The 24,290-nt window shown below is 74.1% G+C and carries 27 protein-coding genes and 1 tRNA gene; 7 read left to right on the top strand and 21 right to left on the bottom strand.

Annotation, left to right across the window (positions count from 1 at the left end):
* Complete coding sequence (locus ABIB37_RS09990; RefSeq protein ID WP_354259937.1) at nt 1-1,620, bottom strand: serine/threonine-protein kinase; 1,620 nt, start codon at nt 1,618-1,620, stop codon at nt 1-3.
* 181 nt (nt 1,621-1,801) lie between these two features.
* Here ABIB37_RS09990 and ABIB37_RS09985 point away from each other — a divergent pair, with 181 nt between their 5' ends.
* Nucleotides 1,802-2,380: a sigma-70 family RNA polymerase sigma factor gene (locus tag ABIB37_RS09985; RefSeq protein ID WP_354259934.1), complete on the top strand. Its 579-nt coding sequence runs from the start codon at nt 1,802-1,804 to the stop codon at nt 2,378-2,380.
* Between the two features lie 31 nt (nt 2,381-2,411).
* Here the strand turns inward: ABIB37_RS09985 and ABIB37_RS09980 are convergent, their stop codons facing one another.
* Nucleotides 2,412-2,651, bottom strand: a complete 240-nt coding sequence (locus ABIB37_RS09980) for a hypothetical protein (RefSeq protein WP_354259925.1) — start codon at nt 2,649-2,651, stop codon at nt 2,412-2,414.
* Nucleotides 2,652-2,876: 225 nt separating this feature from the next.
* Between ABIB37_RS09980 and ABIB37_RS09975 the strand changes: the two genes are divergently transcribed.
* Nucleotides 2,877-6,269 (top strand): PKD domain-containing protein, encoded by a 3,393-nt coding sequence (locus ABIB37_RS09975; RefSeq protein WP_354259922.1) that lies wholly within the window; start codon nt 2,877-2,879, stop codon nt 6,267-6,269.
* A 15-nt stretch (nt 6,270-6,284) separates the two neighbouring features.
* On the opposite strand, the gene ABIB37_RS09970 is transcribed toward ABIB37_RS09975, so the two are convergent.
* From ABIB37_RS09970 to ABIB37_RS09940, 7 genes are read right to left on the bottom strand one after another with little or no spacing between them, the layout of a single operon-like run.
* On the bottom strand, nt 6,285-6,710 hold the full coding sequence (locus tag ABIB37_RS09970; protein ID WP_354259919.1) for a pilus assembly protein TadG-related protein: 426 nt from the start codon (nt 6,708-6,710) through the stop codon (nt 6,285-6,287).
* 17 nt (nt 6,711-6,727) lie between these two features.
* Entirely contained in the window at nt 6,728-7,216 is a 489-nt protein-coding gene (locus ABIB37_RS09965) for a hypothetical protein (RefSeq protein ID WP_354259917.1), read from the bottom strand.
* Nucleotides 7,191-7,571 carry a TadE/TadG family type IV pilus assembly protein gene (locus tag ABIB37_RS09960; RefSeq protein ID WP_354259914.1) on the bottom strand — a complete coding sequence of 127 codons (381 nt, stop codon included), beginning with the start codon at nt 7,569-7,571 and terminating at the stop codon, nt 7,191-7,193. Before ABIB37_RS09960 ends, ABIB37_RS09965 begins: the two co-directional genes overlap by 26 nt.
* Entirely contained in the window at nt 7,571-7,756 is a 186-nt protein-coding gene (locus tag ABIB37_RS09955) for a hypothetical protein (RefSeq protein WP_354259911.1), read from the bottom strand. The genes ABIB37_RS09960 and ABIB37_RS09955 overlap by 1 nt, the downstream gene beginning before the upstream one ends.
* 11 nt (nt 7,757-7,767) lie before the next feature.
* Entirely contained in the window at nt 7,768-8,700 is a 933-nt protein-coding gene (locus ABIB37_RS09950) for a type II secretion system F family protein (protein ID WP_354259908.1), read from the bottom strand.
* Nucleotides 8,697-9,551, bottom strand: a complete 855-nt coding sequence (locus ABIB37_RS09945; protein WP_354259905.1) for a type II secretion system F family protein — start codon at nt 9,549-9,551, stop codon at nt 8,697-8,699. The genes ABIB37_RS09950 and ABIB37_RS09945 overlap by 4 nt, the downstream gene beginning before the upstream one ends.
* A complete protein-coding gene (locus ABIB37_RS09940) occupies nt 9,548-10,780 on the bottom strand; it encodes a TadA family conjugal transfer-associated ATPase (RefSeq protein WP_354259899.1) in 1,233 nt (410 codons plus the stop codon). The genes ABIB37_RS09945 and ABIB37_RS09940 overlap by 4 nt, the downstream gene beginning before the upstream one ends.
* A gap of 92 nt (nt 10,781-10,872) precedes the next feature.
* Between ABIB37_RS09940 and ABIB37_RS09935 the strand changes: the two genes are divergently transcribed.
* Nucleotides 10,873-11,250 (top strand): VOC family protein, encoded by a 378-nt coding sequence (locus ABIB37_RS09935; RefSeq protein WP_354259896.1) that lies wholly within the window; start codon nt 10,873-10,875, stop codon nt 11,248-11,250.
* A 103-nt stretch (nt 11,251-11,353) separates the two neighbouring features.
* Nucleotides 11,354-12,586, top strand: coding sequence for a cell wall-binding repeat-containing protein (locus tag ABIB37_RS09930; RefSeq protein WP_354259894.1), 1,233 nt, complete (start codon nt 11,354-11,356; stop codon nt 12,584-12,586).
* Between the two features lie 6 nt (nt 12,587-12,592).
* Here ABIB37_RS09930 and ABIB37_RS09925 read toward each other — a convergent pair whose 3' ends face one another.
* From ABIB37_RS09925 to ABIB37_RS09905, 5 genes are all read right to left on the bottom strand, one after another.
* Entirely contained in the window at nt 12,593-13,516 is a 924-nt protein-coding gene (locus tag ABIB37_RS09925; protein ID WP_354259891.1) for a hypothetical protein, read from the bottom strand.
* A gap of 133 nt (nt 13,517-13,649) precedes the next feature.
* Nucleotides 13,650-14,456 carry an alpha/beta fold hydrolase gene (locus tag ABIB37_RS09920; RefSeq protein ID WP_354259889.1) on the bottom strand — a complete coding sequence of 269 codons (807 nt, stop codon included), beginning with the start codon at nt 14,454-14,456 and terminating at the stop codon, nt 13,650-13,652.
* A 53-nt stretch (nt 14,457-14,509) separates the two neighbouring features.
* A complete protein-coding gene (locus ABIB37_RS09915) occupies nt 14,510-15,214 on the bottom strand; it encodes a flavodoxin family protein (protein WP_354259886.1) in 705 nt (234 codons plus the stop codon).
* Between the two features lie 58 nt (nt 15,215-15,272).
* Nucleotides 15,273-16,133: a 3-hydroxyacyl-CoA dehydrogenase family protein gene (locus tag ABIB37_RS09910; protein ID WP_354259883.1), complete on the bottom strand. Its 861-nt coding sequence runs from the start codon at nt 16,131-16,133 to the stop codon at nt 15,273-15,275.
* A complete protein-coding gene (locus ABIB37_RS09905; protein WP_354259881.1) occupies nt 16,133-16,900 on the bottom strand; it encodes an SDR family NAD(P)-dependent oxidoreductase in 768 nt (255 codons plus the stop codon). The genes ABIB37_RS09910 and ABIB37_RS09905 overlap by 1 nt, the downstream gene beginning before the upstream one ends.
* 64 nt (nt 16,901-16,964) lie before the next feature.
* Here ABIB37_RS09905 and ABIB37_RS09900 point away from each other — a divergent pair.
* Together ABIB37_RS09900 and ABIB37_RS09895 are read left to right on the top strand one after the other, a co-directional pair.
* A tRNA-Leu gene (locus tag ABIB37_RS09900) sits at nt 16,965-17,047 on the top strand.
* Nucleotides 17,048-17,078: 31 nt separating this feature from the next.
* Entirely contained in the window at nt 17,079-17,801 is a 723-nt protein-coding gene (locus ABIB37_RS09895) for a DedA family protein (RefSeq protein ID WP_354259878.1), read from the top strand.
* 21 nt (nt 17,802-17,822) lie between these two features.
* On the opposite strand, the gene ABIB37_RS09890 is transcribed toward ABIB37_RS09895, so the two are convergent.
* The 7 genes from ABIB37_RS09890 to murI form a co-directional block, all read right to left on the bottom strand.
* Nucleotides 17,823-18,476 carry a metal-dependent transcriptional regulator gene (locus ABIB37_RS09890; protein WP_354259875.1) on the bottom strand — a complete coding sequence of 218 codons (654 nt, stop codon included), beginning with the start codon at nt 18,474-18,476 and terminating at the stop codon, nt 17,823-17,825.
* Entirely contained in the window at nt 18,457-19,293 is an 837-nt protein-coding gene (locus ABIB37_RS09885) for a metal ABC transporter permease (RefSeq protein WP_354261585.1), read from the bottom strand. Before ABIB37_RS09885 ends, ABIB37_RS09890 begins: the two co-directional genes overlap by 20 nt.
* A gap of 52 nt (nt 19,294-19,345) precedes the next feature.
* Nucleotides 19,346-20,095, bottom strand: coding sequence for a metal ABC transporter ATP-binding protein (locus ABIB37_RS09880; RefSeq protein WP_354259872.1), 750 nt, complete (start codon nt 20,093-20,095; stop codon nt 19,346-19,348).
* On the bottom strand, nt 20,092-21,024 hold the full coding sequence (locus ABIB37_RS09875) for a metal ABC transporter solute-binding protein, Zn/Mn family (protein WP_354259870.1): 933 nt from the start codon (nt 21,022-21,024) through the stop codon (nt 20,092-20,094). The genes ABIB37_RS09880 and ABIB37_RS09875 overlap by 4 nt, the downstream gene beginning before the upstream one ends.
* 136 nt (nt 21,025-21,160) lie before the next feature.
* On the bottom strand, nt 21,161-21,790 hold the full coding sequence (gene rdgB, locus ABIB37_RS09870; protein ID WP_354259867.1) for an RdgB/HAM1 family non-canonical purine NTP pyrophosphatase: 630 nt from the start codon (nt 21,788-21,790) through the stop codon (nt 21,161-21,163).
* Nucleotides 21,787-22,521, bottom strand: a complete 735-nt coding sequence (rph, locus tag ABIB37_RS09865) for a ribonuclease PH (RefSeq protein ID WP_354259864.1) — start codon at nt 22,519-22,521, stop codon at nt 21,787-21,789. The genes rdgB and rph overlap by 4 nt, the downstream gene beginning before the upstream one ends.
* Before the next feature lie 11 nt (nt 22,522-22,532).
* Nucleotides 22,533-23,369 (bottom strand): glutamate racemase, encoded by an 837-nt coding sequence (gene murI / locus ABIB37_RS09860; protein ID WP_354259861.1) that lies wholly within the window; start codon nt 23,367-23,369, stop codon nt 22,533-22,535.
* A gap of 102 nt (nt 23,370-23,471) precedes the next feature.
* Between murI and ABIB37_RS09855 the strand changes: the two genes are divergently transcribed.
* Nucleotides 23,472-24,284 (top strand): ABC transporter ATP-binding protein, encoded by an 813-nt coding sequence (locus ABIB37_RS09855; RefSeq protein ID WP_354259858.1) that lies wholly within the window; start codon nt 23,472-23,474, stop codon nt 24,282-24,284.
* The last annotated feature ends 6 nt before the right edge of the window (nt 24,285-24,290 follow it).

Genomic DNA, 24,290 nt, shown 5'->3' with positions numbered 1-24,290 from the left:
TCAGGGCAGGGACGCGGCCGCGTCGTCGATCGCCGCCTGGATGCTGGCGGCGGCATCCGGGGTCACCGCGCCTGCCTGCTGCAGCTGGGCGACCTGAGCCTGGAGCTCGCCGAGCGCCGTGCGCGCCTCCTCGGTCCGACCGTCCGCGAGCGATGCCTCGATCGCAGCGACGCGGTCGCTCAGCCCCGCGCCGGCGTCGCCCTCGAGTGCCCCGCTCTCGATCGCCTGGGCGATCGCGGCGCGCACGCCGGCGAGCGCATCCGGCGCGACCGGCGCGGGCTCCTCGGGCTCGGGCTCGGGCGGCGGTGGCGCCGACTCGGTGGGCGGAGGCGGCGGCGCGGTCGAGGATGGCGCGGTGGGCGCCGGCTGCGCAGGCGCCGAGCGCGAGGGTGCCGGCGTGCCAGCGCCGCGGTCTCCGTCCGCGAGCACCTCCTCGCCGCTCGCCGGCTCCCCAGCGGGGTCGGTGGCGGTCGCAGGCGCCGCCGTCGCGCCGTCGGCGACGGCGGTCTCGGCGATCGCCGCGGGCGGTGGGCTGGCGGTCGCGGCTGCGGGGGGCTGGGAGGCGATCGCCTCCTCCACACCGCCTCGCTGCAGCAGCCCCGGCAGCACGGCGAGCGCGAGCGCCGCGATCGCTGCCAGGACGACCGCGGGGAGCACGATACGGGCAGCGGAGCGGCGGCGGGCGCGCGGGACATCCTGGGTCGTCGCGGCGACGAACACCGCGGTCGCCCCCGCGTCCACCGGCCCGGGAGCACCCGCGAACGGGATCGCGAGCGCGCCGTCGGTCACGGGCAGCGCGGCCCGGATGGCGGCCAGCTCATCGCGCACTCGGGCGGCGTCATCGCCACGCGCTGCTGGCGCCTTCGCGAGCAGCCGGTCGACGAGCTCGTCGAGCGCGGCCGGCACGTCCGGCCGCCGCGCGGCGAGCCGCGGTGCCGGCGCCGCGACGTGCTGCTGCAGCAGCGCGAGCGGATGCTCACCGGTGAACGGCGCGGTGCCGGTCACGAGTGTCGTGAGCACGCAGCCGAGGGCGTAGAGGTCGGTCGCCGGCGTCACCCGCCCGCCCTCCGCCTGCTCGGGCGCCATGTACGCGGCGCTGCCGAGGATGGTCGAGGCTGCCGTCAGCTGCGCGGCCGGCGCGTCCGCGACGCTCGCGATGCCGAAGTCGACGACCTTGAGCCGCCCGCCGCCGTCGAAGACGAGGTTGGCCGGCTTGATGTCGCGGTGGACGATGCCGATGCCGTGGATCGCGGCGAGCGCCGCGGCGGTCTGCTCCGCGATCGTCACCGCCTGCTCGAGCGGGAGCGGCTCGCCGCGCTGCAGCAGATGGGCGACCGTGGGCCCGGGCAGCAGCTGCATCACGAGGAACGCGATGCCGGCATCGGTGCCGGAGTCGAACACCGTGACGACGTGCTCGTGCACGAGGGAGGCAGCCGCCTGCCCCTCCCGCCGGAAGCGCTCGGCGACCGTCGCATCCCCCGTGCCATCGACGTCGACCGTCTTGATGGCGACCTCGCGGCCGAGGACGCGGTCGAGCGCGAGCCACACCTGGCCCATGCCGCCCCGGCCGAGCGGCCTGACGAGCTCGTATCGCATCGCGAGCAGGGCACCGGGGAACATGTACCCCACTCTTCACCGTCGCGCCTGGACGCCGCTGGTGAACCTGCCGCGGATCGCTCCTGCTGCCGACCACGTCGATCGCCCGGGCGGCGGGCGGTCGCGATTTACTTAGCCAAGGCAACTAAGTTACGGTTGGGTCTCGTTCCGGTCAGGAACTTGCTGAGCGTGCAACACTCGCGCAGTGCAGCCGAGCCTCGAACGTCACCTCGAGCTCGCCGGTACCGGCGACGTGGGCGCGTTCGCGACCGTGTTCGACCTGACGTCGACGCGCGTGTTCGGAACGGTCCTCCGGATCCTCCTGGATCGCGCGCAGGCCGAGGAGGTCGCGCAGGACGTGTTCGTGGAGGCCTGGCGCAGGGCGAGCCGGTTCGACCCGGCCCTCGGCTCGGCCACCAGCTGGTTGCTCCGCATCGCGCATGCGCGCGCGGTCGATCGCGTGCGTGCGACGCAAGCGCAGCGCGACAGGGACATCCTGCCCGCAGCTCGCGAGCGCGCGTCCCAGGACGCGTCCGTGCGGGAACGGGTCGAGGGGTCGGCCGAAGCGGCGCGGGTCCGGGAAGCGCTCGTGCACCTCAGCGAGGTGCAGCGGGAGGCCATCGTGCTGGCCTACTTCGGGGGCATGACGCAGGCCGAGATCGCCGAGCACCTGGACGTGCCGCTGGGCACGGTGCAGACACGCCTCCGAGACGGGATGCGGCGACTGCGGCACGCATCCGGGGCGCACGTCCCGACGCGGGATCCCGACGCGCTGTCAGCATGAGCAGACGGCGGCCGTCCGCACCGCGCGAGCGCTACTCGTCGCGGCGCAGCTCCTGACGGGCGGCGAGGTCGTAGGCGATCGACGTCGCCTCCTCGCGCAGCTCGTCGTCGTTGAGCTCGCCCGACTGCACCTGCTGCACGAGCTGGCGGAAGGCCGGGTTCTCCATGAGCGCTCGCAGCCCGTCGGCTGCCCGCTCGGGGTCTTCGACGGGCAGGGCCGCCGCGACGGCGTCGTAGTCGGGCTCGGGCTGATCGCTGGGCTGCTCGGTCATGCGGCGAGGGTACCGGCGCGGGCTGGGCGGCGGAGAAAGCGCTGGCGGTGGCGCGGGATCGACCGCGCGGCGCTGGGCGGACGCTGCTGCCCGCGCTGACGGAATCCTGCGTTGTCGCCCGTCCGGGCCGGTGCCATCCTTGCCGCAGCGGGTGCCGAGGGCGGCGCCCCCTGAGACCTGAGGCGTCACGGGCCGGTGGTGGAGGATCCCGTGCAGCGTCGTCCCATGCAGCGCCGTCCCATGCAGCGTCGTCCGTTCCCGGTGAGCGGCGTCGCCGTCACCGCGGTCGCGGTGCTCGTGCTCAGCCTCGCGATGCCGACCGCGGCGTCGGCGGCCGCGCCGGCCGCGGCGGCGCTCGTCGCTCCCCCGAACGGCGGCACCACGGCATCCGCGAGCCCCACGCTGAGCGTGACCGCGAGCGACCCGGACGGCGGCACCCTCGACGTGACCTTCGAGGGCCGTCGGGTGGGCGCGACCGTGCCCGGCGCCACCGACGCGGAGCCCTTCTCGGTCGTCGTCGTGCCCGACACCCAGAACTACAGCTACGGGCCGATCGACCTGCTGGATGCGCAGCTGCGGTGGGTGCGCGACTCGCGCGACGCGCTCGACACGGCCTTCGTGATCCAGGTGGGCGACCTCGTGAGCGAGTGGGACATCCCGCGGCACTGGGACAACGTCTCGCGCTCGTTCGCGATCCTCGACGACGCGGGCGTGCCCAACACGGTCGTGCCCGGCAACCACGACTTCGACAACGCCACGGGCGACCTCGGCCCGTACAACAGCTACTTCCCGTCCACCCGCTACGCCGACGCGTCGTGGAACACGGCGAGCACCCGCTACGGCGGCTACCTCGGGCAGGACCAGTTCGGGCCCGACCCGATCGACCGCGGCAACGGCGACAGCTACGCGCTCTTCACGGCGGGCGGCCGGGACTTCCTGGTGCTCAACCTCGAGTGGGAGGCGCCGCAGTACGCGCTCGACTGGGCCGACCGAGTGCTCGACGCGCATCCCGGTCGCAGCGTCATCATGGCCACGCACAGCTTCGTGTCGGTGAACGGCACGCGCCGCGCCACCGCGCAGCGCCCCGGTGGCACGTCGCAGACCGCGCTGTGGGAGGGCTTCGTGCGCACCCACTGCGAGATCGACCTCGTGGTGGCCGGCCACGAGCACCAGGGCGACCTCGGCGAGGCGCACCGCGTCGACGCCAACGCGTGCGGCGAGCCGGTGCCGCAGATCCTCACCGACTACCAGGCGAGGGCGAACGGCGGCGACGGCTGGTTGCGGTACTACACGTTCGACCCGGCGTCGAACACGATGCGCGCGACCACCTACTCGCCGACGCTCGACCGCTACGAGACCGACGGCAACTCGTCGTTCACGCTGCCGTTCGAGCTGACCGAGCCGCAGCCGGCGCCGTTCGCGCCGATCGCGACGAGCACGGTCGCGTCGGGAGGCACCGCATCCGCGACCTGGTCGGGTCTCGCGCACGACACCGCCTACGAGTGGCGCGCGGTCGTCGACGACGGCACGACCAGGACCACGTCGGCGACCTGGACGCTCCGCACGCCGCCCGCACCGCAGGCCGTGCTCGCCGCCGACGCGTTCGGCCGCACCGTGACCGGCGGGTGGGGCACCGCCGACGTGGGCGGAGCCTGGACGCCGGGCACCGGCACGACCGGTCCGTTCTCGGTGAACGGGTCCGAGGGGCTCATGACGCTCGTGCCCGGCCAGACGCGCGAGGTCCGGCTCGGCTCGACCGCCGGAACGTCGGCGGTCGTCGACGCGCGCGTGAGCGCGAACGTCGCCGCCGCCGGTGGCGCCGCGCACACCACGATCATCGGCAGGCAGGTCGGCACCTCGAGCTACGGGCTCAACGTGCGCTTCGAGCCGAACGGCGTGCTCCGCCTCTACCTGCTCCACAACAACACGGCGCTCGCGACGAGGGTGACGACCTGGACGCCCGGCCAGCGCTTCAACACCCGGCTGTCGGTGACCGGGACGTACCCGACGCAGCTCGCGACGATGGTCTGGCCGGTCGGCTCGCCCGAGCCGATCTCGTGGCAGCTGACCGCGACGAGCACCGTCGCGGCCATGCAGGCGGCGGGACCCGTCGTCATCAAGACGGCCGTCAGCTCGACGTCGACCGTCGCGACGACGCGCGTCGCCTTCGACGACCTGCGCGTCGTCGACCCGGCGGGCGTGCCGCCGCAGAACACCGCGCCGGTGGCTCGCTTCACGACCGGCGGCACCGGGCTCACCGTCACCGCGAACGGCACCGGGTCGACGGACGCCGACGGCACGATCACCGGCTACGCGTGGACCTGGGGCGACGGTTCGACGAGCACGGGCGCCACGGCGCAGCACACCTATGCGACCGCCGGCACCTACTCGGTCGGCCTGACCGTCACCGACGACGACGGCGCCACCCACGCGACGTCGAGCAGCGTCACCGTCACCGCTCCCCCGCCGCCGAACACCGCGCCGGTGGCCCGCTTCACCACCGGCGCGACCGCCCTCACCGTCACTGCGGACGGCACCGGGTCGACGGACGCCGACGGCACGATCACTGGGTACGCGTGGACCTGGGGCGACGGCGCCACCGGCACGGGCGCGACCGCGCAGCACGCGTACGCGGCCGCCGGCACCTATTCGATCGGCCTGACGGTCACCGACGACGACGGCGCGACGCACGCGACGTCGAGCAGCGTCACCGTCACCGCTCCCCCGCCGCCGAACCAGCCGCCGACCGCGGCGATCGCCGCTCCGGCGATCACCGGCCGCACCGTCGCGCTCGACGGGAGCGGCTCGACCGACCCCGACGGGTCGATCGCGACGTACGCGTGGCAGTTCGGCGACGGCAACACCGGCAGCGGTCCGACGCCGACGCACACCTACGCGACCGACGGCACCCGCACGGTGACCCTGACCGTGACGGATGACGACGGCGCGACCGCGTCCACGAGCCGGTCGGTGACGGTGACGACCGCGCCGCCCGCGGGGGTGCTCGCGACCGACGACTTCGGCCGCGTGCTCAGCAACGCGTGGGGCACGGCCGACACCGGCGGCCCGTGGACGCTGAGCGGCACAGCGTCGGCCTTCTCGGTCGCCGGTGGCGCGGGCGTCGTCGCCATCGGGCCCGGCTCGACGCGCGAGGCGCGGCTCGCGGGCGTCTCGACCTCGAACGCCGTCGTGACGGTGCGCATCAGCGCAGATGCTGCGGCGGCGGGGGGCGCAGCCAGCGCCACCGTGGTCGGCCGGCTCGTCGGCACGTCCTCGTACGCGGCGCGGCTGAGGCTCGAGCCGGGCGGCATCATCCGGCTCTACCTGCTCCGCGACGAGGTGGCGCTCGCGGGCAGCTACGTGCTGCCGGGCGCCTACGTGCCGGGCGAGGCGATCATGCTGCGCCTCAGCGTGCGCGGCACCTCGCCGACGACGCTCGGCGCCATGATCTGGCGCGCGAGCGGCACGCAGCCCGCGAGCTGGCAGCTGCAGGCGACCGACGCGACGGCCGCGATGCAGACCGCGGGGATCGTGACGCTCAAGTCGGCGATCTCGTCGTCGTCGACGGTCGCGACCACCCGCTTCCGCTACGACGACTACCGGGTGACGACGAGCTGAGCGCCGAGCGACGGGTCAATCGAGGAACACCGCGCGGGCGGTCGACGTCACGTCGAGCCGGATGCCGTCGGGCAGGAAGAGCGACACGACCGGCGGGCGCCAGGCGCTCGAGACGGTGACCGTGGCGCTGCGGGCGTCGGCGCTCGCGGCGTCGACGCGGAGGCCCGCGAGGCCGCTGCCGGCCGCGACGGTCCAGGCTGCGGCCGCCAGGTCGACGGCGCGGTCGGCGAGCTCCGGTGCCGCCGCATCGCCGTCGAACCGCACCTGCTCGAGCGCGAACGCCTCGGCCGCGGCGAGCGCCGCGCCGTCGGCCACGGTGAACAGCCGGCGGCGCTCGATGAGCAGGCTCGTGGCCGCGGTGACGGCGAGGATGAGCGCGAGGGCGAGGGCGGCGAAGCCGACGGTCAGCACGAGCGTCGACCCGTCGTCCTCCCGCGCCAACCGGCGAGCGAGTCGCCTCACGGCGCACCGCCGAATGCGGAGACCGGCTGGACGGCTCGGGCGGAGATGGGTACGCCGATGCCGACGTCGGGTGCGAGGACGGGCGGCACGAGCGGTAGCGGCACGGTGGCATCCACCTGCACGGTCACGGTGCCGCCGCGGGTGTCGCACGCGCCGGGGTCTGGCTCGCACGCGATCGTCACCTGCGCCGCGTCCCGCTCCATGCCGGCGTCGGCCATCGCCACGAGGAGCGCACGGTCGGCGGCCTCGAGGCCGGCGTCGTGGCTCGGCGCCTGCGCGATCGTCCGCGCCGCGTGCCGGGCCGCGCCCTCGACGCCGAGCACCGCATGCTGGATCTGGCCGAGCGCCAGCACGAGGTAGACGAGCGGCACGAGCAGCAGCACGCCGACGGTGAGGAACTCGAGCGACGCGGAGCCCGTCTCGTCGACGAGCCGGTCGCGGGGCGCGTGGACCGGCGGCTCACCCGAGCGACTCGACCGGCGCATGCCCGGTCACCTCCAGCCCGATCGGCCCGACCAGGCCGAGCATCGGCAGCGGTGCCGCGACGCGGATCTCGATCGTCTCGAGCCCGGCGACCGACGCGGTCGCGGCGGAGACATGCTCGGCGTAGCCGGGACCCAGCGCGACGGTGATGAGCTCGCGAGTGCGCGCGACGCCCGCCGAGGCATCCGCGCCGACGAGCGAGGCGTGGCGGGCGCCCTCGGCAGCCGCATCGGCGAGGGTGGCGCGCACGTGCAGCGCGAGGGTGAGCTGGATGACCGACAGCACTAGCGCCACGAGCAGCGCCGCGACCATCGTGAACTCCGCGACCGCCGAGCCGCGCTCGTCGGCCACGCGCATCAGAAGCTCGAGACGCGCGCGATCGCCTGCTCGAAGACGCCGGTGAGCGCCGGACCGGCGACGGTCCAGAGCACGATCACCAGCCCCGCCGTCATGAGCGTCACGAGCACCCAACCGGGCACATCGCCGCGCTCCTCGCGCACGCGCCCGACGAGGCGCGCGTACCTGGTGGTGATCGTCGACATGGTGTCCTCCTTCAGAATCCGACCTGCAGCACGTGGATGCCCGGCCACAGCGCGAACGCCACCGTCGTCGGCAGCAGTCCGAAGACCAGCGGCACGAGCATCGAGATCTCCTTGCGGCCCGCCGCCTCGAGCAGGTCCCGCTTCGCCGCCTCCCGGGCGTCGAGCGCCTGCGCCTGCAGCGTCTGGGCGAGCGGGGTGCCGCGCTCGAGCGCGCCGCGCATCTGCTCGACGCAGCGGGTGACGCCCGGGTGCCCGAGGTCGTCGGCCAGCGTCGCGAGCGCGCTCGACAGGCTCGTGCCCGCCGCGGCATCGGCGACGACCCCGGCCAGCTCACGACCGAGGGCACTGGAGCCCGCCGCGCCGACCCGGCGCAGCGCATCCTGCAGCCCCTCGCCGGCCGCGAGGCTCAGCGACAGGAACTCGAGGATCGAGGGCAGCTCGCTCGAGATGCGAGCGAGCCGCCGCTTCGCGCGGCGCTGCAGCAGCCAGTCGACGGCGACGGCGCCGCTCGCAGCGCCCATCGCGGCGAGCGCCGCGGGCAGCGCCGGCGGGCCGCCTTGCACGGCGCCGGCGACACCGACGGCCGCCCCAGCCGCTCCGCCGAGCGCGGCCCAGCGCAGCTGGCGTCCGCGCACGGCCGCGACCGTCTCCGGCGAGGCCGCCTGCCGCAGCCGCCGGCGCACGCCGTCCGGTGCGCCGAGCACGGCGCGGAGCGCAGGTGCGAGCCGGTCGCCGACGGGCGAGGCGACGACGCCGAGCACCCGGGTCGGGCTCACCCTGCGTCGGGCCACGAGGTCGCGCGCGCCGGCGGAGACGTCGAGCACGTACGGAGCGACGCGGTGCAGCAGCAGCGGTCGGCGCAGCATCGGCGTCAGGCTCACGAGCATCCACAGCCCGAGCCCGAGGCTCGCGCCGAGGATGAGGCTCCAGCCGGCGTCGCTCACGCGAACCACCGCGCCTCGGTCGGCAGGGCGCCGATCCGGAGCATCACCCGGTAGGCGATGCAGGTCACCACGGCCCCGCCGGTGATGAGCAGCAGCCCGCCCGGTGCGTTGTAGGCCTGCGCGGCCTCCGGCCGCGTCGACAGGATGAGCAGCACGATCCAGGGCGCTGCGACACCCAGCCGCGCGGCGCTCACGATCCAGGACTGTCGGGCCTCGAGCTCGCCGCGCGTCGCGAGGTCGACGCGCAGGTAGGCGGCGAGCTCGCGCAGCACCGTCGTCACCTCGGTGCCCCCGACCTCGCGCGCCATGCGCAGGGTCTCGATGAGGCGGTCCCCGACCGGGTCCGCGAGCCGGTCCTTCAGGCGGTCGAGCGCGTAGCCGAAGCTGCCCGTCGCGTGGAGGTCGGCAGCGTAGGCGGCGAAGGCCGGGCGTGTCAGCTCCGGGCCGGCGCGCTCGAGCTGCGCCACCGCATCCGGCAGCGCCAGGCCGCTCCGCACCGCTGACACCAGGTGGTCGACGACGTCGGGCCAGACGCCGGCCTGCGCGCGACGACGTCGGCGTGCACGCCACCGGACCGCGAGCGGCGGTGCAGCGACACCGAGGACGAACGCAGCCCCTGCGACGGCGACGACCGGCACGAGCGCGAGCGCGAGGCCGGCAGCGAGGACGCCGGCGAGCAGCGCCACCGCGGCGACCGCGAGCGGCGGGATGCCCTCGAGCCCGGCGTGCGCGAGCCGGTCGAGCACCGGTCGCCCGGCGCGCTCGAGGCGACGCGGGGCGCGTGGCCACAGCCACGGGCTGACGGCGAGCACGACGCCCAGCCCCAACGCGGCGCCGAGCAGCCAGGTCATGCCGCGCCTCCCGCCAGCAGCGCGACCGGATCGATGCCGACCGCGGCGAACTTGGCGATGCGGGCTGGGTGCGAGCCGGTCGGCTCGAGCAGCCCGTCGCGCAGCGCGAAGAGCGTCGACGCCTCGACGATGCCGCCGATCGCGGACCCGGTCGGCGCGAGGATCTCGACGACGCTGCGATTGCCGCGCACGTCGATCGCGAGGTGCACGACCAGGTCGATGCACTGCGCGACGGTCGGCACGACGAACCCCGCGTCGATGTTGCGGCCGGCGAGGAGCGGCAGGGTCGTCAGCTTGCCGAGCGCGTCGCGCGCGGAGTTGGCGTGGATCGAGCACATGCCGCTCACGCCGCAGTTGAGCGCGACGAGCAGGTCGAGCGCCTCCGCCTCGCGCACCTCGCCGACGATCAGCCGATCCGGCCGCATGCGGAGACTCTCCTTGACGAGGCGGCGCAGCGTGATCTCGCCGGTGCCCTCGAGCGACGGCTGCCGGCACTGCAGCGCCACGATGTCGTCGACTGGCGGGTCGAGCTCGAACGTCTCCTCGACCGTCACCACCCGCTCGCCCGGCCGCACCGCCGAGAGCAGCGCGTTGAGCAGCGTCGTCTTCCCTGCGTGCGTCGGTCCGGAGACGAGGATGTTGCTGCCGGCCACGACCGACTGCCGGAGGAAGTGCGCCGCCTGCTGGCTGAGCGCCCCGCGCTCGACGAGCGCCGCGAGCGACGACAGCCGGCGTGCGAACTTCCGGATGTTGATGCTCATGGCGCCCCGGGCGACGTCGCCGGATGCCACGTGGAGCCGCGAGCCGTCCGGCAGCGACGCGTCGACGAACGGCGTCGAGAGGTCGACGCGCCTGCCGGTGGTCGACAGCATCCGCTCGACGAGGTCGCGCACCTCGCGCTCGGTCAGCCGCAGCGGCAGCGGCTCGCTCACGCCGGCGCGGGCGCAGAAGATGCGCGAGCCCTGGTTAATCCAGAGCTCCTCGATCTCTGGGTCGTCGAGGTACGGCTGCAACGGGCCGTAGCCCGAGACTGCCGCGAGCACATCGCGCTGCGCCTGCTGCTCGTCGGCGAGCATCGGCAGGCTGCCGCCGAGCGACAGCTCGGCATAGGAGCGCACCGCATCGCGCACGTAGCGCTCGGCGAGGTCGCCCGAGCGCGCGAGGTCGACCCCGTCGCGCCGCACCCGCGCCCGCACGGATGCGGTGATGTCGGCGACGGCCTGGCGCATGCGTGCCAGTGAAGCCGACCGGCGTCTCCCGGCGCGGAAGTTGTCCACAGCGAGGGTCGACGGTACGGATGTCCGCCCTTAGCATCTGCCGCATGGCGGTGCAGCGGACCTTCCCGATCCTGTCGACGCGCGACCTCGAGCGGCTCGAGTCGTTCTACCGCGACGCGTTCGACGCAGAGCGGGTCTACGCCTACGCCGACGACGGCCGCGACGTCTACATCGCGATGCAGATCGGCGCGTCGACCGTGAGCATCGGGCTCGACAACGACCTGACCGGTCCACCGGTCGGAGCAGCGCTCTGGATCTACGTCGACGACGTCGACGAGAGCCACCGGGCGGCGCTCGAGACAGGAGCGACGAGCGTGGCCGAGCCCGAGCTCATGCCGTGGGGTGAGCTCGTGGCGCAGGTGCGCGATCCGGACGGCTTCCTGCTCTACCTCGGGGCCGAGGCGAGCGACGCGGCGGGCTGATGCGCCACCGACCACAGCGAGTCCTGAGCCGAAGCGAGGGTCGGATCCGTCCCCCAGCGGCTTAGCGTGTGACCCACGACGACCCCTCTCGAGGACGGTTCCCATGGCTCACTCCCGACTGCGCAGCACGGTCGCTGCGCTCTCCGCCGTACTGCTCGCCTCGGCCGCGCTCACGCTCGCCGCGCCGGCGCCCGAGGCGAAGGCAGCGACGACGGTGCGCTACGCCGGCGCCGACCGCTACGCCACGTCGGTCGAGATCTCGAAGTGGTCACCCTGGCCCGGCGACACCGTCTTCCTCGCCTCGGGCACGAGCTTCCCCGACGCCCTCGCCGCTGGGCCGGTCGCGGCCGCCGAGGGCGCCCACCTGCTCCTCACCACACGCGACAGCGTCCCCGCGTCCGTGATGGCGGAGCTGCGTCGGCTGGGGACGTCCAAGGTGATCCTGGTGGGCGACCAGAACGCGATTGCCGACACGGTCAACTGGCAGCTGTACCGAGAGCTCGGTGTCGCGGTCGAGCGCATCGCCGGAGCGAACCGCGTGCAGACGTCGCTCGCGCTGCTCGACCGGCTCCACGATACGACGCCCATCAGCGAGATCTGGGTGGTCTCCGGCTGGAACTTCCCCGATGCGCTCGTGGCGGGGTCGATCGCGGGCAGGAACGGCGGCGGCATCATCCTCGACTGGCACGGCTCGTCGGCGAACGACATCGAGGCGTGGCGCCAGCAGACCATGCCCTACTACCAGGGCATCCCGGTGCGGATCGCCGGCAGCGGCGCTTCGGTCTCGGACTACGACCAGCAGATCATCGCCTGGTCGGGCGCGTCCGAGGTGTCGCGCTACGCCGGCTCGGATCGCTACGAGACCGCACGGGTCATCCATGACACGTTCACGCCGTGGGTCGACAGCTCGACGATGGTGCTCGCGACGGGGCAGAACTTTCCCGACGCCCTCGGTGGCTCGGTCTTCGCCGCAGTCCGCGATGTGCCTCTCTACTTGACCCCCACCAACTGCCACGATGCGATCGCGGCGATGCTGCGAGGCGAGCGCGACCAGCGCGGCATCCAGACGGTCATCGGGCTCGGCGGCGTGCCGTCGCTCTCGGAGCGGTCGCTCCAGCTGCAGGGCTGCCCGCCGCCCCCGCCGCCGCCCGTGCAGCCGCCGCCCACGACCCCACAGCCGCCCGCGGGTCCTGCCCCGTCGAACGACGTCGACTGCGGTGACTTCGCCACGCAAGCGCAGGCTCAGGCGTGGTTCAACTACTACTTCCCGCAGTACGGCGACATCGGCCGCCTCGATCGGGACAACGACGGTCGAGCCTGCGAGTCACTTCCCTGACGCGTCTCAGCCGTCAGCCCAGCGCAGCACCCGCAGCGCCTGGAGCGTGATCCACCGGTTCGGCTCGCCCACCTCGCCGTAGTCGATGCGCGCGTCGCCGCCGTGCCGCGCGTCGAGCGGCCAGGTCCCGTCGTCGCGGCGCTTCGCGCGCACGAGCTCGATCGCCTCGGCCATCCGCTCGTCGGGTGCCGCGCCGACGGCGCGGAAGTGCTCGAGCGCGCGCAGCGCGTCGTAGTGCCAGCGGGGCGGGAACGCGAATGCGCGGTAGCCCTCGCTGATCAGCTCGCCGGTCGAGCGCCGGCGCAGCAGGCCGCGCTCCAGCAGGTACGCCTCGCCGCTCCTGCGCGCCTCCGGCACGCGCGGGTCGTCACTAATCAGCTCGAACGCCGCGAGCGCCTCGAGCACCGCGATCGTCGAGTCGAACGACGACCGCACGCTCCCGCGCTCCTGCTCGCAGTTCCAGCCGCCGTCCTCCATGCGCTCGCCGAGCAGCCGCTCGACGACCGGAGCGACATCGACGCCGTAGTAGACGGCGTTCGTCACGAGGGCCGCGTTGATGCAGGGCTCGACCTCGCCGTCGAAGAAGGGCAGGTCGTCGTACTCCCAGCGCGTCACACGCGCGACATCAGCGATCGCGGCCCGCACCGCGGCATCTGCCGGATCGACGCCGAGGAGCCGCAGCTCGGTCAGCACGTGCGACGTGGATGTCCACGGCTGGCCCGGCAAGGTCGGCTCGGCCTTCGGGAAGTGCGCACCGCCCGCCCATTGGCCGTCGTCGCCGCGCTCGGCCAGCAGCTGCGCGCCCCAGCCCTCGCGGGCGACCCGGGCGCGCTCGGCCGCCACCTCGCCGGGGTCGGCGTCGAGGAGGTCCCGCAGCACCTGCCAGCGGATCGCCGGATCGCCCTGCAGCAGCCAGTCGATGGTGTCCATGCGGGCATCCTGCCCCGCGCCGCCCACGCGCGCCAGCGGATGCGCGCACGCATGACGCGATGCGCCGCGCGCCCGTCGAAGGTGTGCGTCCGAGCGGCGGGCAGCTCGGACGCACACCCTCAGCGGGTGAGGGTCACTCGGCCAGGAAGCCGAGCAGCGCCCGGTTGAACTCCTCTGCGTGGCTCACGTTGAGGCCGTGCGGGGCGCCCTCGACGACGTGCAGCTCGCTGCCGTCGATCGCCGCGTGCGTGCGGCGGCCGGAGCCCTCGAAGGGCACCGTCTGGTCGCCGTCGCCGTGGATGACGAGCGTCGGCACCGAGATCGCGCCGAGGTCGTCGCGGAAGTCGGTCGTCGCCCACGCATCCATCGCGCCGAGCGCCGCCGCCTGCGACGACTGCTTCGCGAGCGCGAGCGCCTGCTGCCGCTGCTCCTCGGTCACCTGCAGACCCTCCGCGGTGGAGAAGAAGCCGGTCGTGAAGTCGTCGAGGAACGCGTCGCGGTCCTGCTCGAGGCCGCCGCGCATCTGCTGGTAGAGCTCCTCGGAGAGCGGCCCGTCCGGGTTGTCGTCGGACTGCAGCAGGAACGGCGGCACCGCCGCGGCGAAGACGACCGAGCGCACCCGGTCCTGGCCGTAGGCCGAGACGTAGCGCGCGACCTCGCCGCCGCCCATCGAGAACCCGACGAGCGTGACGTCGTCGAGGTCGAGGTCGGTCAGCACGGAGTCGAGGTCGGCGGCCAGGGTGTCGTAGTCGTAGCCGGTCTCGGGCTGCTCGCTGCGGCCGAAGCCGCGCCGGTCGTACGAAACGACGCGGTAGCCGGCCGCGACGAGCGCGTCGGTCTGCTCGTCCCACGACTCGGCCGACAGCGGCCATCCGTGGATCAGCACGACAGGGCGGCCGTCGCCGCCGGAGTCCTCGATGTGGAGTCGGATGTCGGGCATGGTGCCTCCTGGAGTCGGTCGGGGGTCGGGTGGTCGGTGCAGCGCTCGTGCGGCTAGCGGTATTCCGGGTTCTGGAACCCGAAGCGCTCGCCGCGCTCCCACGCGTCGCGGTCGTTGCCCTCGGCGGGGATGCCGCCCTGCAGGAGCCGCGCGAGGTGGAGCAGGTTCCACGCCATGATCGTGACGTTGCGCTTCGTGAAGTCGTTGTCGGCGCCGGCGTGCGAGCCGTCGTCGAGCTCGTCGCCGTACGACGGACCGGGGCCCGCCTCCCCCACCCAGCCGGCGTCCGCCTGCGGCGGGATCGTGTAGCCGATGTGCTGGAGCGCGTAGATCGCCTCGCGCGCGACGTGCTTCATGCCGTCCTCGTTGCCGCCGACGAGCACGCCCGCGACCTTGCCGTAGGAGATCGACTGGCCGTCGTCGTTGAGCACGCTCGACTCCGAGTAGAGGCGCTCGATGACCCGGCGGAAGACGCTCGAGCCGTCGCCGAGCCAGATCGGCGTGGCGAGCACGAGGATGTCGGCGGCGAGCACGCGCTCCCAGAGCGCCGGCCAGGCATCCTCGCTCGCGCCGTGCTCGGTCATGTCGGGCTGCACGCCCGGGGCGATCGCGTGGTCGACGGCGCGCACGATGTCGACCTCGACGCCCTGCTTGCGCAGGATCGTCGCGCTCGCCTGGATGAGCAGGTCGGTGTGGCTCTCGTCGGGCGACGGCGTGAGCGTGCAGTTGAAGTACAGGGCTCGGATGGGCTCGGTCATCCGGCCACGCTCGCACGCGACCCTGTGAGCGCCATGTCCCTCCGCGGGCCGTCCGCCGTCAGCGGTCGAGCTCGCGCGCCTCCAGCAGCGCCGCGAGCCGCGCGGCGAAGCGGGCCGGCGCATCCGCGTCGCGCGGCAGGAACCCCTCCCCCGTCTTCGCACCGAGGTCGCCGCGCGCCGCGCGATCGCGCAGCATGGCGGGCGCGGCGGATGCGTCGCCGAGCGTCGGCAGGATGCCGTCCGCGACGCTCGTCCACACGTCGAGCCCGCCGAGGTCCATGACCTCGAACGGCCCGGCGAGCGCCCAGCGCGGCCCGAGACCCGCCGTGACGGCGAGGTCGACCTGCTCGGGCGTCGCGATGCCGAGCTCGACGAGGTGCATCGCCTCGCGGTAGAGCGCCGCCTGCAGCCGGTTGGCGATGAAGCCCTCGACCTGCTGCGCGAGCGGCACGGCGGTCTTGCCCGCGGCCGTCAGCAGCGCGGTCATCCGCTCGACCGTCGCTGCCGGTGTGGCGGGGCCGGGCACGACCTCGACGAGCGGCACGGTGTCGGCGGGGTTGAAGAAGTGGGCGATCACCAGCCGAGACGGGTCGCGCATGCCGGCCGCGAGCGCATCCGGCGCGATCGACGAGGTGTTCGAGGCGATGATCGCCTCGGCGTTCGCCGCCTCGACCTGGGCGAGCAGCGCCCGCTTGAGCTCGAGCCGCTCAGGAGCCGCCTCGAGCACGATCGTGGCGCCGACGACGGCCCCCTCGACGCTGTCGTGCGCGGATGCGCCGGCCGACTCGGCGGCGCGGGCTGCAGCCGCGGGGTCGACGTCGAAGACCCGCACCTCGTGCCCCGCCCTGGCGAAGACGCGCGCGATGCCCGCGCCCATGACGCCGGCGCCGAGCACCGCGACGACCTCGCGCGCGGCCATCAGTCGTCGAGGCGGCTGCCGAGCCCGACGCCGGCGATGATCCGGTCGGGCACGAGCACGGCGATCGGCGCCGCGAGGCGGTACCGCCAGTCGGCGACGACGATCCCCCGCCGCGTCCGCAGCGCCCGCAGCCCGTCGCGCACGACCGCCGACGCATTCGCCCACCCGATCTCCGGGACGGTCGTCGCGTCGACGCCCATCCGCTCGTGGAACTCGGTCGCGACGAAGCCCGGGAGCAGCGCGGTGACGACGACGCCGTCGCGGCGGTACTGCGCGCGGAGCGCCCGCGAGAGCATGAGCAGCTGCGCCTTCGCCGCCGAGTAGGTGCCGCTCGGCAGGCGGCCGGCGAGGCTCGCGACGTTGAGGATGCCGCCCCGGCGCCGGGCGCGCATACCCGGCAGCGCCGCGTGCGCGAGCCGCAGCGGCACCCACGAGAGCAGCTCGTGCATGCGCCGCTCGTCCTCGATCGCGGATGCGTGGAAGGGCTCGGCGACGGCGAAGCCAGCGTTGTTGACGAGCACGTCGACCGGCCGCGCGCCGTCGGCGAGGCGTGCCGCGACCCGCTCGAGGTCGTCGTGCTCGAGCAGGTCGGCGGCGAGCACCTCGACCTCGGTGCCGCGGGCGGCAGCGAGCTCGTCGGCGAGCGCGCGCAGCCGTGCCTCGTCGCGCGCGACGAGCACGAGCGAGAAGCCCTCGGCCGCGAGCTGGCGAGCGAACTCGGCGCCGAGGCCCGCGGATGCTCCGGTCACGAGCGCGCGCATGTCCATGGCTCAACCTTGGCAGACGGTGCGCCGCGGCGTGGGCGCGCGCCGCTACGCTGGGCACACCCACGCGGGAGTGGTGGAATTGGCAGACACGCAGGATTTAGGTTCCTGTGCCCTCGTGGCGTAGGGGTTCAAGTCCCCTCTCCCGCACTGCCCGGACCCATCGCGAAGGAGCCTGCCTGTGCACGCGCTGCCAGCCGAGTTCCTCATCGACATCGAGGGGCTGATCGCCGGCGCGGGCGTCTGGGCACTCCTGCTCGTCTGCGCGATCGTCTTCGTCGAGACCGGGCTGCTCGTCGGCTTCCTGCTGCCGGGCGACACGCTGCTCGTGATCGCCGGCGTGCTCTCGTTCACGGGCGTCATCCCGCAGCCCATCTGGCTCGTGTGCCTGTGCATCGCGATCTGCGCGGTCGCGGGCGACCAGCTCGGCTACTTCATCGGCCACAAGGCCGGGCCGCCGATCTTCCAGCGCAAGTCGTCCGGGCTCTTCTCGCATCGCACGATCGAGCGCACGAACCGCTTCTTCCTCCGCTACGGCGCCGCCGCCGTCATCATCGCCCGCTTCATCGGCATCGTGCGCACGTTCATGCCCGTCGCCGCGGGGGTCGGGCGGATGCCGTGGCCGCTGTTCCTCCGCCTCGACATCGTCGGCGGGCTGCTCTGGGGCGCGGGGCTGCCGCTCGTCGGCTGGGGCGTCGCGCACATCCCCGGGGTCGCCGACATCGTCACCGAGTACATCGACCTCGTGCTGCTGGGCGTCGTCGCGATCGCGATCGTCGCGATCATCTGGCACGCCATCCAGTCGCGCCGCGAGGTCGAGCGCGAGCTGCGCGACGGCACCGCGACCGGGCAGGTGCAGACGCTCGACCTCTCCGGCACGAGCGAGCCGGGCCTCGAGCGCTAGGGACGCTGCGCGACCGAGCGCCTACGCGCTCAGCCAGATCGCCTGCGCGACCTCCGGTCCCAGGTCGATCGTGCCCGCGCCGGTGCGCACCTGGATCGAGCCGGAGTAGGGCTTGAGCCCCAGCACCTCGAGGTCGGCGTCGAGCGCGACGCCCGAGTCGGCGAGGAAGCGCAGCATGGCCGGGTCGGCGTCGGAGATGCGCACGATCGTGCCCGCGTGGCCGACCGGCGCATCCGCGAGCACGACGGCATCCGGTCGCACGACGGTGCCGTCGGCGGCGGGGATGACGTCGCCGTGCGGGTCGCGCGTCGGGTCGCCGAGCGAGCGGGCGATCGAGTCGAGCAGCCGGTCGCTCAGCGCGTGCTCGAGCACCTCGGCCTCGTCGTGCACCTCGTCCCAGTCGTACCCGTGCCGCTCGACGAGCCACGTCTCGACGACGCGGTGCCGGCGCACCTGCCGCACGGCGAGCGTGCGGCCGGCGTCGGTGAGCTCGATCGCGCCGTAGGGGCGGTGGTGCACGAGGCCGGCGGCCGCGAGCTTCTTCACCATCTCGGTGACGGTCGAGTTCGCGAGCCCGAGCCGGCCGGCGAGCTGCGACGGCGTGATCGGGTCTGGCTGCCACTCGGTGTGGTGGTAGATCGCCTTGACGTAGTCCTCAGCCGCTGTCGACTGCATGACGCCTCGCTCTCGTCGATCGGCTCCTGGCCCACCGGATGACGAGCCCCCGGCGGGGCCCGAAGAGCAACGCTAGCCCGAACGCGAGGCCCTGCGTGAGGACCACGGCGCCGCCCGGGGAGATGTCGAGCCAGAACGCGGCGATGAGCCCGGTGAGCGCCGCCACCGCGGTGACGCCGACCGACCAGCCGAGCAGCGCGTCCCAGCGCCCCACGATGAGCGACGCGGTCGCGCCCGGGATGACGAGCATCGCGACCACCAGGATGATGCCCACCGCCTGCAGCGCCGTCACGACGGTGAGCGCGAGCGCGCCGAGCAGCACGGCGTGCAGGATGCGCGGGCGCAGGCCGATCGCGTGCGCGTGGCCGGCGTCGAACGCGACGAGCGTCAGGTCGCGGCGCAGCACGACGAGCGTGATGCAGACGACGGCGCCGACGATGAGCACCTGGGCGATGTCGGCGTCGCTGACGCCCAGCACGTTGCCGAACAGGATGTGCTGGAGGTCGGTGTCGGCGGGCGTCACCGAGACGATCACGAGGCCGAGCGCGAACAGCGTGGTGAAGACGACGCCGATGGCCGCGTCCGCTTTGATCCTCGTGGCGGCGCGCACGCCGCCGATGAGCGCGACCGCGCCGATGCCGAAGACGGCGGCACCGAGCGCGAACGGCAGGCCGAGCAGGTAGGCCAGCGCGACGCCCGGCAGCACCGCGTGCGAGACCGCGTCGCCCATCAGCGACCAGCCCATCTGCACGAGCCACGTCGACAGCAGTGCGCACGCGACGGCGGCGACGAGCGTGACGAGCATCGCCCGCAGCATGAAGTCGTAGGCGAACGGCGCGAGCAGCGCGTCGAGGAGCGTGCCGTCCACGTCAGGCCTCCTCGCGGGTGCCGGCCCCGAAGGCCTCGGCGATGCGCTGGGGCGTGAGCACCTCGTCGGGCGGCCCGTGGTGCAGCAGCCGGCCGCGCAGCAGCAGCACCGCGTCGACGAGCTCGGCGACGCCCGAGAGGTCGTGGTGCACGATCACGACGGTGCGGCCGCGATCGCGGAGGCCGCGCAGCACCTCGGTGATCTGCGCCTCGCTCGTGCGGTCGACGCCCGCGAACGGCTCGTCGAGCAGCAGCAGCTCGGCGTCCTGCGCCATCGCGCGCGCGACGAACGCGCGCTTCCGCTGCCCGCCCGAGAGCTCGCCGATCGGCCGGTCGGCGAGGTCGTCGATGCGCAGCAGGTCGAGCGCCTCGTCGACCGCGGCGCGGTCCGCGGCGCGCGGGATGCGCAGCATGCCCATCCGCCCGTAGCGGCCGGTGGTGACGACGTCGCGCACCGTGATGGGGAAGTCCCAGTCGACGGACTCCGCTTGCGGCACGGATGCCACGAGGCCAGCGCGACGCGCCTCCTTGGGCGTGCGGCCGAGGATGCGCACGGTGCCCTCGTGCGGCACGCGCTCGAGCACGGCCGCGAGCATCGACGACTTGCCCGAGCCGTTGACGCCCACGAGCCCGGTGATCTCGCCGGCGTGGATGCGCACGGTCACGTCGGCGAGCGCGCGCACCTCGCCGTAGCGCACGCCGAGCCGCTCGGTGGCGATCGCGTCGGTCGTCGGGTGCTGGAAGGCCGTCATCCGCCCAGCCCTTCCAGGATCGCGTCGACGTCGTGCTCGATGAGCGCGAGGTAGGTGGGCGCGGGACCGCCCGGCACCGAGAGCGAGTCGACGTGCAGGCTGCCGTCGAAGCGCACGCCGGCGTTCCGCGCGATCTGCTGCTGGGTGCCCGGATGCGTCGTCGACTCGCAGAAGACGGTCGGCACGCCGGTGCGCTCGACGGCCGCGGCGACGGCCGCGATCGACTGCGGCGTGCCCTGGCCGCCGGCGTTCACCGGCCAGAGGCTCGCCTCGGCGAGGCCGGCGTCGCGCGCGAGGTAGCTGAACGCGCCCTCGCACGTGACGAGGATGCGGTGGGACTCTGGCAGCGCGGCGACGCCGTCGCGCAGCCGGTCGCCGAGGCCCTCCAGCTCGGCCGTGATCGCCGCCGCCCGGCGGTCGATCGCGGCGCGCTCGCCGGGAACAAGGTCGCCGATCGCGACCCGCAGCGCCTCGACGTAGGCCGCGCCCTCGGCCGGCGACACCCACGCGTGCGCGTTCGGGTTGCCGGCGTAGTGGCCGGTCTCGATCGGGATCGGCTCGACGACGTCGCTCAGCACGACGTGCGGTGCGGCCGCGCGCTCGACGAGCGTGAGCAGCCAGTCGTCGATGCCCATCCCGTTCGTCACCACGAGGTCGGCGCCCTCGGTGCGCACGAGGTCGCCCGGCGTCGGCTCGTAGTCGTGCACCTCGACGCCGGGGCGCGTGAGCGACTCGACCCGCGCGGCGTCGCCCGCGACCTCGCGCGCGAGGTCGGCGATGACCGTGAAGGTCGCGAGCACGAGCGGCCGGCCGTCGTCGACGGGCGCGGGAGCTGCGGCACCCGGCGCGGCGCAGCCGGTCAGCGCCGCGAGCGCGCACGCAGCGGCGAGCGCGATGATTCGCCGCCCCGCACGCACATCTTTCGGCATGCCGAAATCATGGCACACGGCGGCTGCCAGAGCGAGATGGACCCGGTCCCGGATGGTGGACCCGAGATCCGGGGTCCATCACCCGGAGTCGGGTCCAGGAGGGTGCCGTCGGGTGCAGCCCGCGCTCGGGCGGGGGTCAGCGCCCGGCGATGCGGGCGGCGAGCGCCTCGAAGGCGATGCGGCGGTGGCTCCGCGCGTCCTTCTCCTCGGCGCTCAGCTCCGCGGCGGCGCGGCCGTCGCCGTCGTGAGGAAGGAAGACCGGGTCGTACCCGAACCCGCCCTCGCCGCGCGGCGCATCCGCGACCGTGCCGGCCCACTCGCCCCGCTCGACGAGCTCGCCGTCGGCGTCGACCCACGCGGCCGCGCAGACGAAGCTCGCGGCGCGGTCCGTGCGGCCCTCGAGGTTCGCGAGCAGCAGCTGCAGGTTGTCGAGGTCCTCGCGCGTGCCGGCATAGCGCGCCGAGTGGATGCCGGGTGCGCCGTCCAGCGCGTCGACCGCGATGCCGGAGTCGTCCGCGAGCGCCGGCAGGCCGGTGCGCTCGTGCGCGGCGCGCGCCTTGATGAGCGCGTTCGCCTCGAACGTGTCGCCGTCCTCGACGGGCTCGGGCCCGTCGTCGGGCAGCAGCTCGACGCCCGGCAGGAGCGGCGAGAGGATGCGCTGCAGCTCCTCGATCTTGTGCGGGTTGCGCGTGGCGACGACGACCTGCAGGCCGCCGCCGCGCACGTCGACGCCGGTGGCGCCGAAGCCCGTGTCGACGGGGGTCATGCGAGCGCCTCGCGCTGGAGCTCGGTGAGCCGCTGCGTGCCGGCGAGCGCGAGGTCGACCATCGCGTCGAGCTCCGAGCGGTCGAACGGCGCCCCCTCGGCGGTGCCCTGCACCTCGACGAGCAGGCCGCGGCCGGTCGCGACGACGTTCATGTCGGTGCCGGCCCGCACGTCCTCGACGTAGGCGAGGTCGAGCAGCGGCCTGCCGTCGACGATGCCGACCGAGATCGCCGCGACGGAGTCGATGATGGGCTTCGCGCTCGCCGGCACGCGGCCGTTCGCTTGCGCCCACGCGATCGCGTCGGCGAGCGCGACGTAGGCGCCCGTGATCGCCGCGGTGCGGGTGCCGCCGTCGGCCTGCAGCACGTCGCAGTCGACCGCGATCGAGAGCTCACCGAGCGCCCGCATGTCGACCGCGGCGCGGAGCGACCGGCCGATGAGCCGCGAGATCTCGTGCGTGCGCCCGCCGACCCGGCCCTTGATGCTCTCGCGGTCCATGCGCTCGTTCGTCGAGCGCGGCAGCATGGCGTACTCCGCCGTCACCCAGCCCTTGCCCTTGCCCGACATCCATCGCGGCACGGAGGGCATGACGGATGCGGTGCAGAGCACGCGCGTGGAGCCGAACGAGATGAGGGCGCTGCCCTCCGCCTGCTCGCTCCAGCCGCGCTCGATCGTGACCTGCCGCAGCTCGTCGGCCTGCCGGCCGTCCTTGCGCGTGCCTGTATCAGCCACGGTGATCTCCTTCAGTCGGTGCGGCCGGGGAGCTGGATGACCCCGGTCTGGTGGAACTCGACGTGCGTGACCTCGGGCCCGAGGAAGCGGCGGGCGAGCCGCAGGAAGGGCTCCTGCGCCTCGGTCGTCGCCTCGAACTCGTAGGCCGGGATCGCGCCGGGCGGCGCGAGCAGCTGCCGGTCGCTCAGGATGCGGTAGACGTCCGCGGCCGTCTCCTCGGCGCTCGACACGAGCCGCACGTCCGGGCCGGCGACGTAGCCGATCGCGCCGGCGAGCAGCGGGTAGTGGGTGCAGCCGAGCACGAGCGTGTCGGGGCGCTCCGCGAGCAGCGGCTCGAGGTACTCGTGCGCGGCGGCGAGCACCTCGTCGCCGGTCGTGACGCCGGACTCGACGAACTCGACGAACCGCGGCGCCGCGCCCGCGGCCACGTGCGGCACGCCCGCCTCGGCGAACGCGCGCTGGTACGCGCCCGAGCCGATCGTGCCGGCGGTGCCGATCACCCCGATCCGCCCGGACCGGCTCTGCCGCACGGCGGCGCGCACGGCCGGGTCGATGACCTCGACGACCGGGATGCCCATGCCCTCCTCGTAGCGCTCGCGCGCGATGTCGAGGGTCGCGGCCGAGGCGGTGTTGCAGGCGATGACGAGCATCTTCACGCCCTGGGCCACGAGCGTGTCGAGCACGTCGAGCGCGAGGTGGCGCACCTCGGCCTGCGCGCGCGGGCCGTACGGGCCGTTCGCGGTGTCGCCGATGTAGGTGATCGACTCGGCGGGCAGCTGGTCGATGATCGCGCGCGCCACGGTGAGACCGCCGACGCCGCTGTCGAAGACTCCGATCGGGCGCTGCACGTCGGCCAGCCTAGCCGCGGCGCGCCGAGCGGCCCGCGCACCGCCTGGAGCGTCGTGTCAGCGGGGCGCGGTATCGTCTGCATCCCGACGGCAGGAGTCCGCGTGATCGAGTTCGCATCCGTGCGCAAGGAGTATCCCGGCGGCACGGTCGCGGTCGCGGACTTCAGCCTCACGATCCCCTCGCATGCCGTCGCGGTGCTCGTCGGCTCGTCCGGCTGCGGCAAGACGACGCTGCTGCGCATGATCAACCGCATGGTCGAGCCCTCCGGCGGCACCGTCAGCATCGACGGCGTCGACGTGCGCTCGATGGATGCCGTGAAGCTGCGCCGGTCGATCGGCTACGTGCTGCAGGCGGGCGGCCTGCTGCCCCACCGCACGATCGCCGACAACGTCGCGACCGTGCCGGTGCTCGAGGGCCGCAGCCGCAGGCAGGCTCGGCAGGATGCGCTCGGCCTGCTCGAGCGCGTCGGCCTCGACACCGCGCTCGCCGACCGCTACCCCGGGCAGCTCTCCGGCGGGCAGCAGCAGCGCGTCGGCGTCGCCCGCGCGCTCGCCGCCGACCCCAACATCCTCCTCATGGACGAGCCGTTCGGCGCCGTCGACCCGATCGTGCGCGACCAGCTGCAGGCCGAGATGCGGTCGCTGCAGGCCGAGCTCGGCAAGACCATCGTCTTCGTCACGCACGACATCGACGAGGCCTTCGCGCTCGGCGACGAGGTGCTCGTGCTGCGGAAGGGCGCCGAGATCGCCCAGCGCGGCACGCCCGCCGAGATCCTCGCGAACCCCGCCGACGAGTTCGTCGCGAGCTTCGTGGGCGCGGGCAGCGCTCGCCGCACGCTCCGCATCCGCGAGGTCGACGGCCGCAGCATCGTCGTGGACGGCGACGACCGCCCGACCGGCGTGCTGGCGCGGTGAGGGCGG

Origin of the sequence: Agrococcus sp. UYP10, assembly GCF_040547205.1 — a bacterium.
GTDB lineage: Bacteria > Actinomycetota > Actinomycetes > Actinomycetales > Microbacteriaceae > Agrococcus > Agrococcus jenensis.
Note: the sequence above shows the minus strand (reverse complement) of the source record. Positions and strands in the feature narration are given on the sequence as shown.

Excerpts from the sequence above, each read along its gene's own strand:
- ABIB37_RS09875 (WP_354259870.1), bottom strand. The coding sequence starts at position 21,024 with ATGCCGAAAGATGTGCGTGCGGGGCGGCGAATCATCGCGCTCGCCGCT.
- ABIB37_RS09955 (WP_354259911.1), bottom strand. The coding sequence starts at position 7,756 with ATGTCGACGATCACCACCAGGTACGCGCGCCTCGTCGGGCGCGTGCGC.
- ABIB37_RS09880 (WP_354259872.1), bottom strand. The coding sequence starts at position 20,095 with ATGACGGCCTTCCAGCACCCGACGACCGACGCGATCGCCACCGAGCGG.
- ABIB37_RS09940 (WP_354259899.1), bottom strand. The coding sequence starts at position 10,780 with ATGCGCCAGGCCGTCGCCGACATCACCGCATCCGTGCGGGCGCGGGTG.
- ABIB37_RS09925 (WP_354259891.1), bottom strand. The coding sequence starts at position 13,516 with ATGGACACCATCGACTGGCTGCTGCAGGGCGATCCGGCGATCCGCTGG.
- ABIB37_RS09885 (WP_354261585.1), bottom strand. The coding sequence starts at position 19,293 with ATGCTGCGGGCGATGCTCGTCACGCTCGTCGCCGCCGTCGCGTGCGCA.
- ABIB37_RS09905 (WP_354259881.1), bottom strand. The coding sequence starts at position 16,900 with ATGGACATGCGCGCGCTCGTGACCGGAGCATCCGCGGGCCTCGGCGCC.
- ABIB37_RS09930 (WP_354259894.1), top strand. The coding sequence starts at position 11,354 with ATGGCTCACTCCCGACTGCGCAGCACGGTCGCTGCGCTCTCCGCCGTA.
- ABIB37_RS09975 (WP_354259922.1), top strand. The coding sequence starts at position 2,877 with ATGCAGCGCCGTCCCATGCAGCGTCGTCCGTTCCCGGTGAGCGGCGTC.
- ABIB37_RS09890 (WP_354259875.1), bottom strand. The coding sequence starts at position 18,476 with ATGCAGTCGACAGCGGCTGAGGACTACGTCAAGGCGATCTACCACCAC.
- ABIB37_RS09965 (WP_354259917.1), bottom strand. The coding sequence starts at position 7,216 with ATGCGCCGGTCGAGTCGCTCGGGTGAGCCGCCGGTCCACGCGCCCCGC.
- ABIB37_RS09915 (WP_354259886.1), bottom strand. The coding sequence starts at position 15,214 with ATGACCGAGCCCATCCGAGCCCTGTACTTCAACTGCACGCTCACGCCG.
- ABIB37_RS09990 (WP_354259937.1), bottom strand. The coding sequence starts at position 1,620 with ATGTTCCCCGGTGCCCTGCTCGCGATGCGATACGAGCTCGTCAGGCCG.
- ABIB37_RS09920 (WP_354259889.1), bottom strand. The coding sequence starts at position 14,456 with ATGCCCGACATCCGACTCCACATCGAGGACTCCGGCGGCGACGGCCGC.
- ABIB37_RS09960 (WP_354259914.1), bottom strand. The coding sequence starts at position 7,571 with ATGCGCGTGGCCGACGAGCGCGGCTCGGCGGTCGCGGAGTTCACGATG.
- ABIB37_RS09935 (WP_354259896.1), top strand. The coding sequence starts at position 10,873 with ATGGCGGTGCAGCGGACCTTCCCGATCCTGTCGACGCGCGACCTCGAG.
- ABIB37_RS09945 (WP_354259905.1), bottom strand. The coding sequence starts at position 9,551 with ATGACCTGGCTGCTCGGCGCCGCGTTGGGGCTGGGCGTCGTGCTCGCC.
- ABIB37_RS09910 (WP_354259883.1), bottom strand. The coding sequence starts at position 16,133 with ATGGCCGCGCGCGAGGTCGTCGCGGTGCTCGGCGCCGGCGTCATGGGC.
- ABIB37_RS09980 (WP_354259925.1), bottom strand. The coding sequence starts at position 2,651 with ATGACCGAGCAGCCCAGCGATCAGCCCGAGCCCGACTACGACGCCGTC.
- rdgB (WP_354259867.1), bottom strand. The coding sequence starts at position 21,790 with ATGACCCCCGTCGACACGGGCTTCGGCGCCACCGGCGTCGACGTGCGC.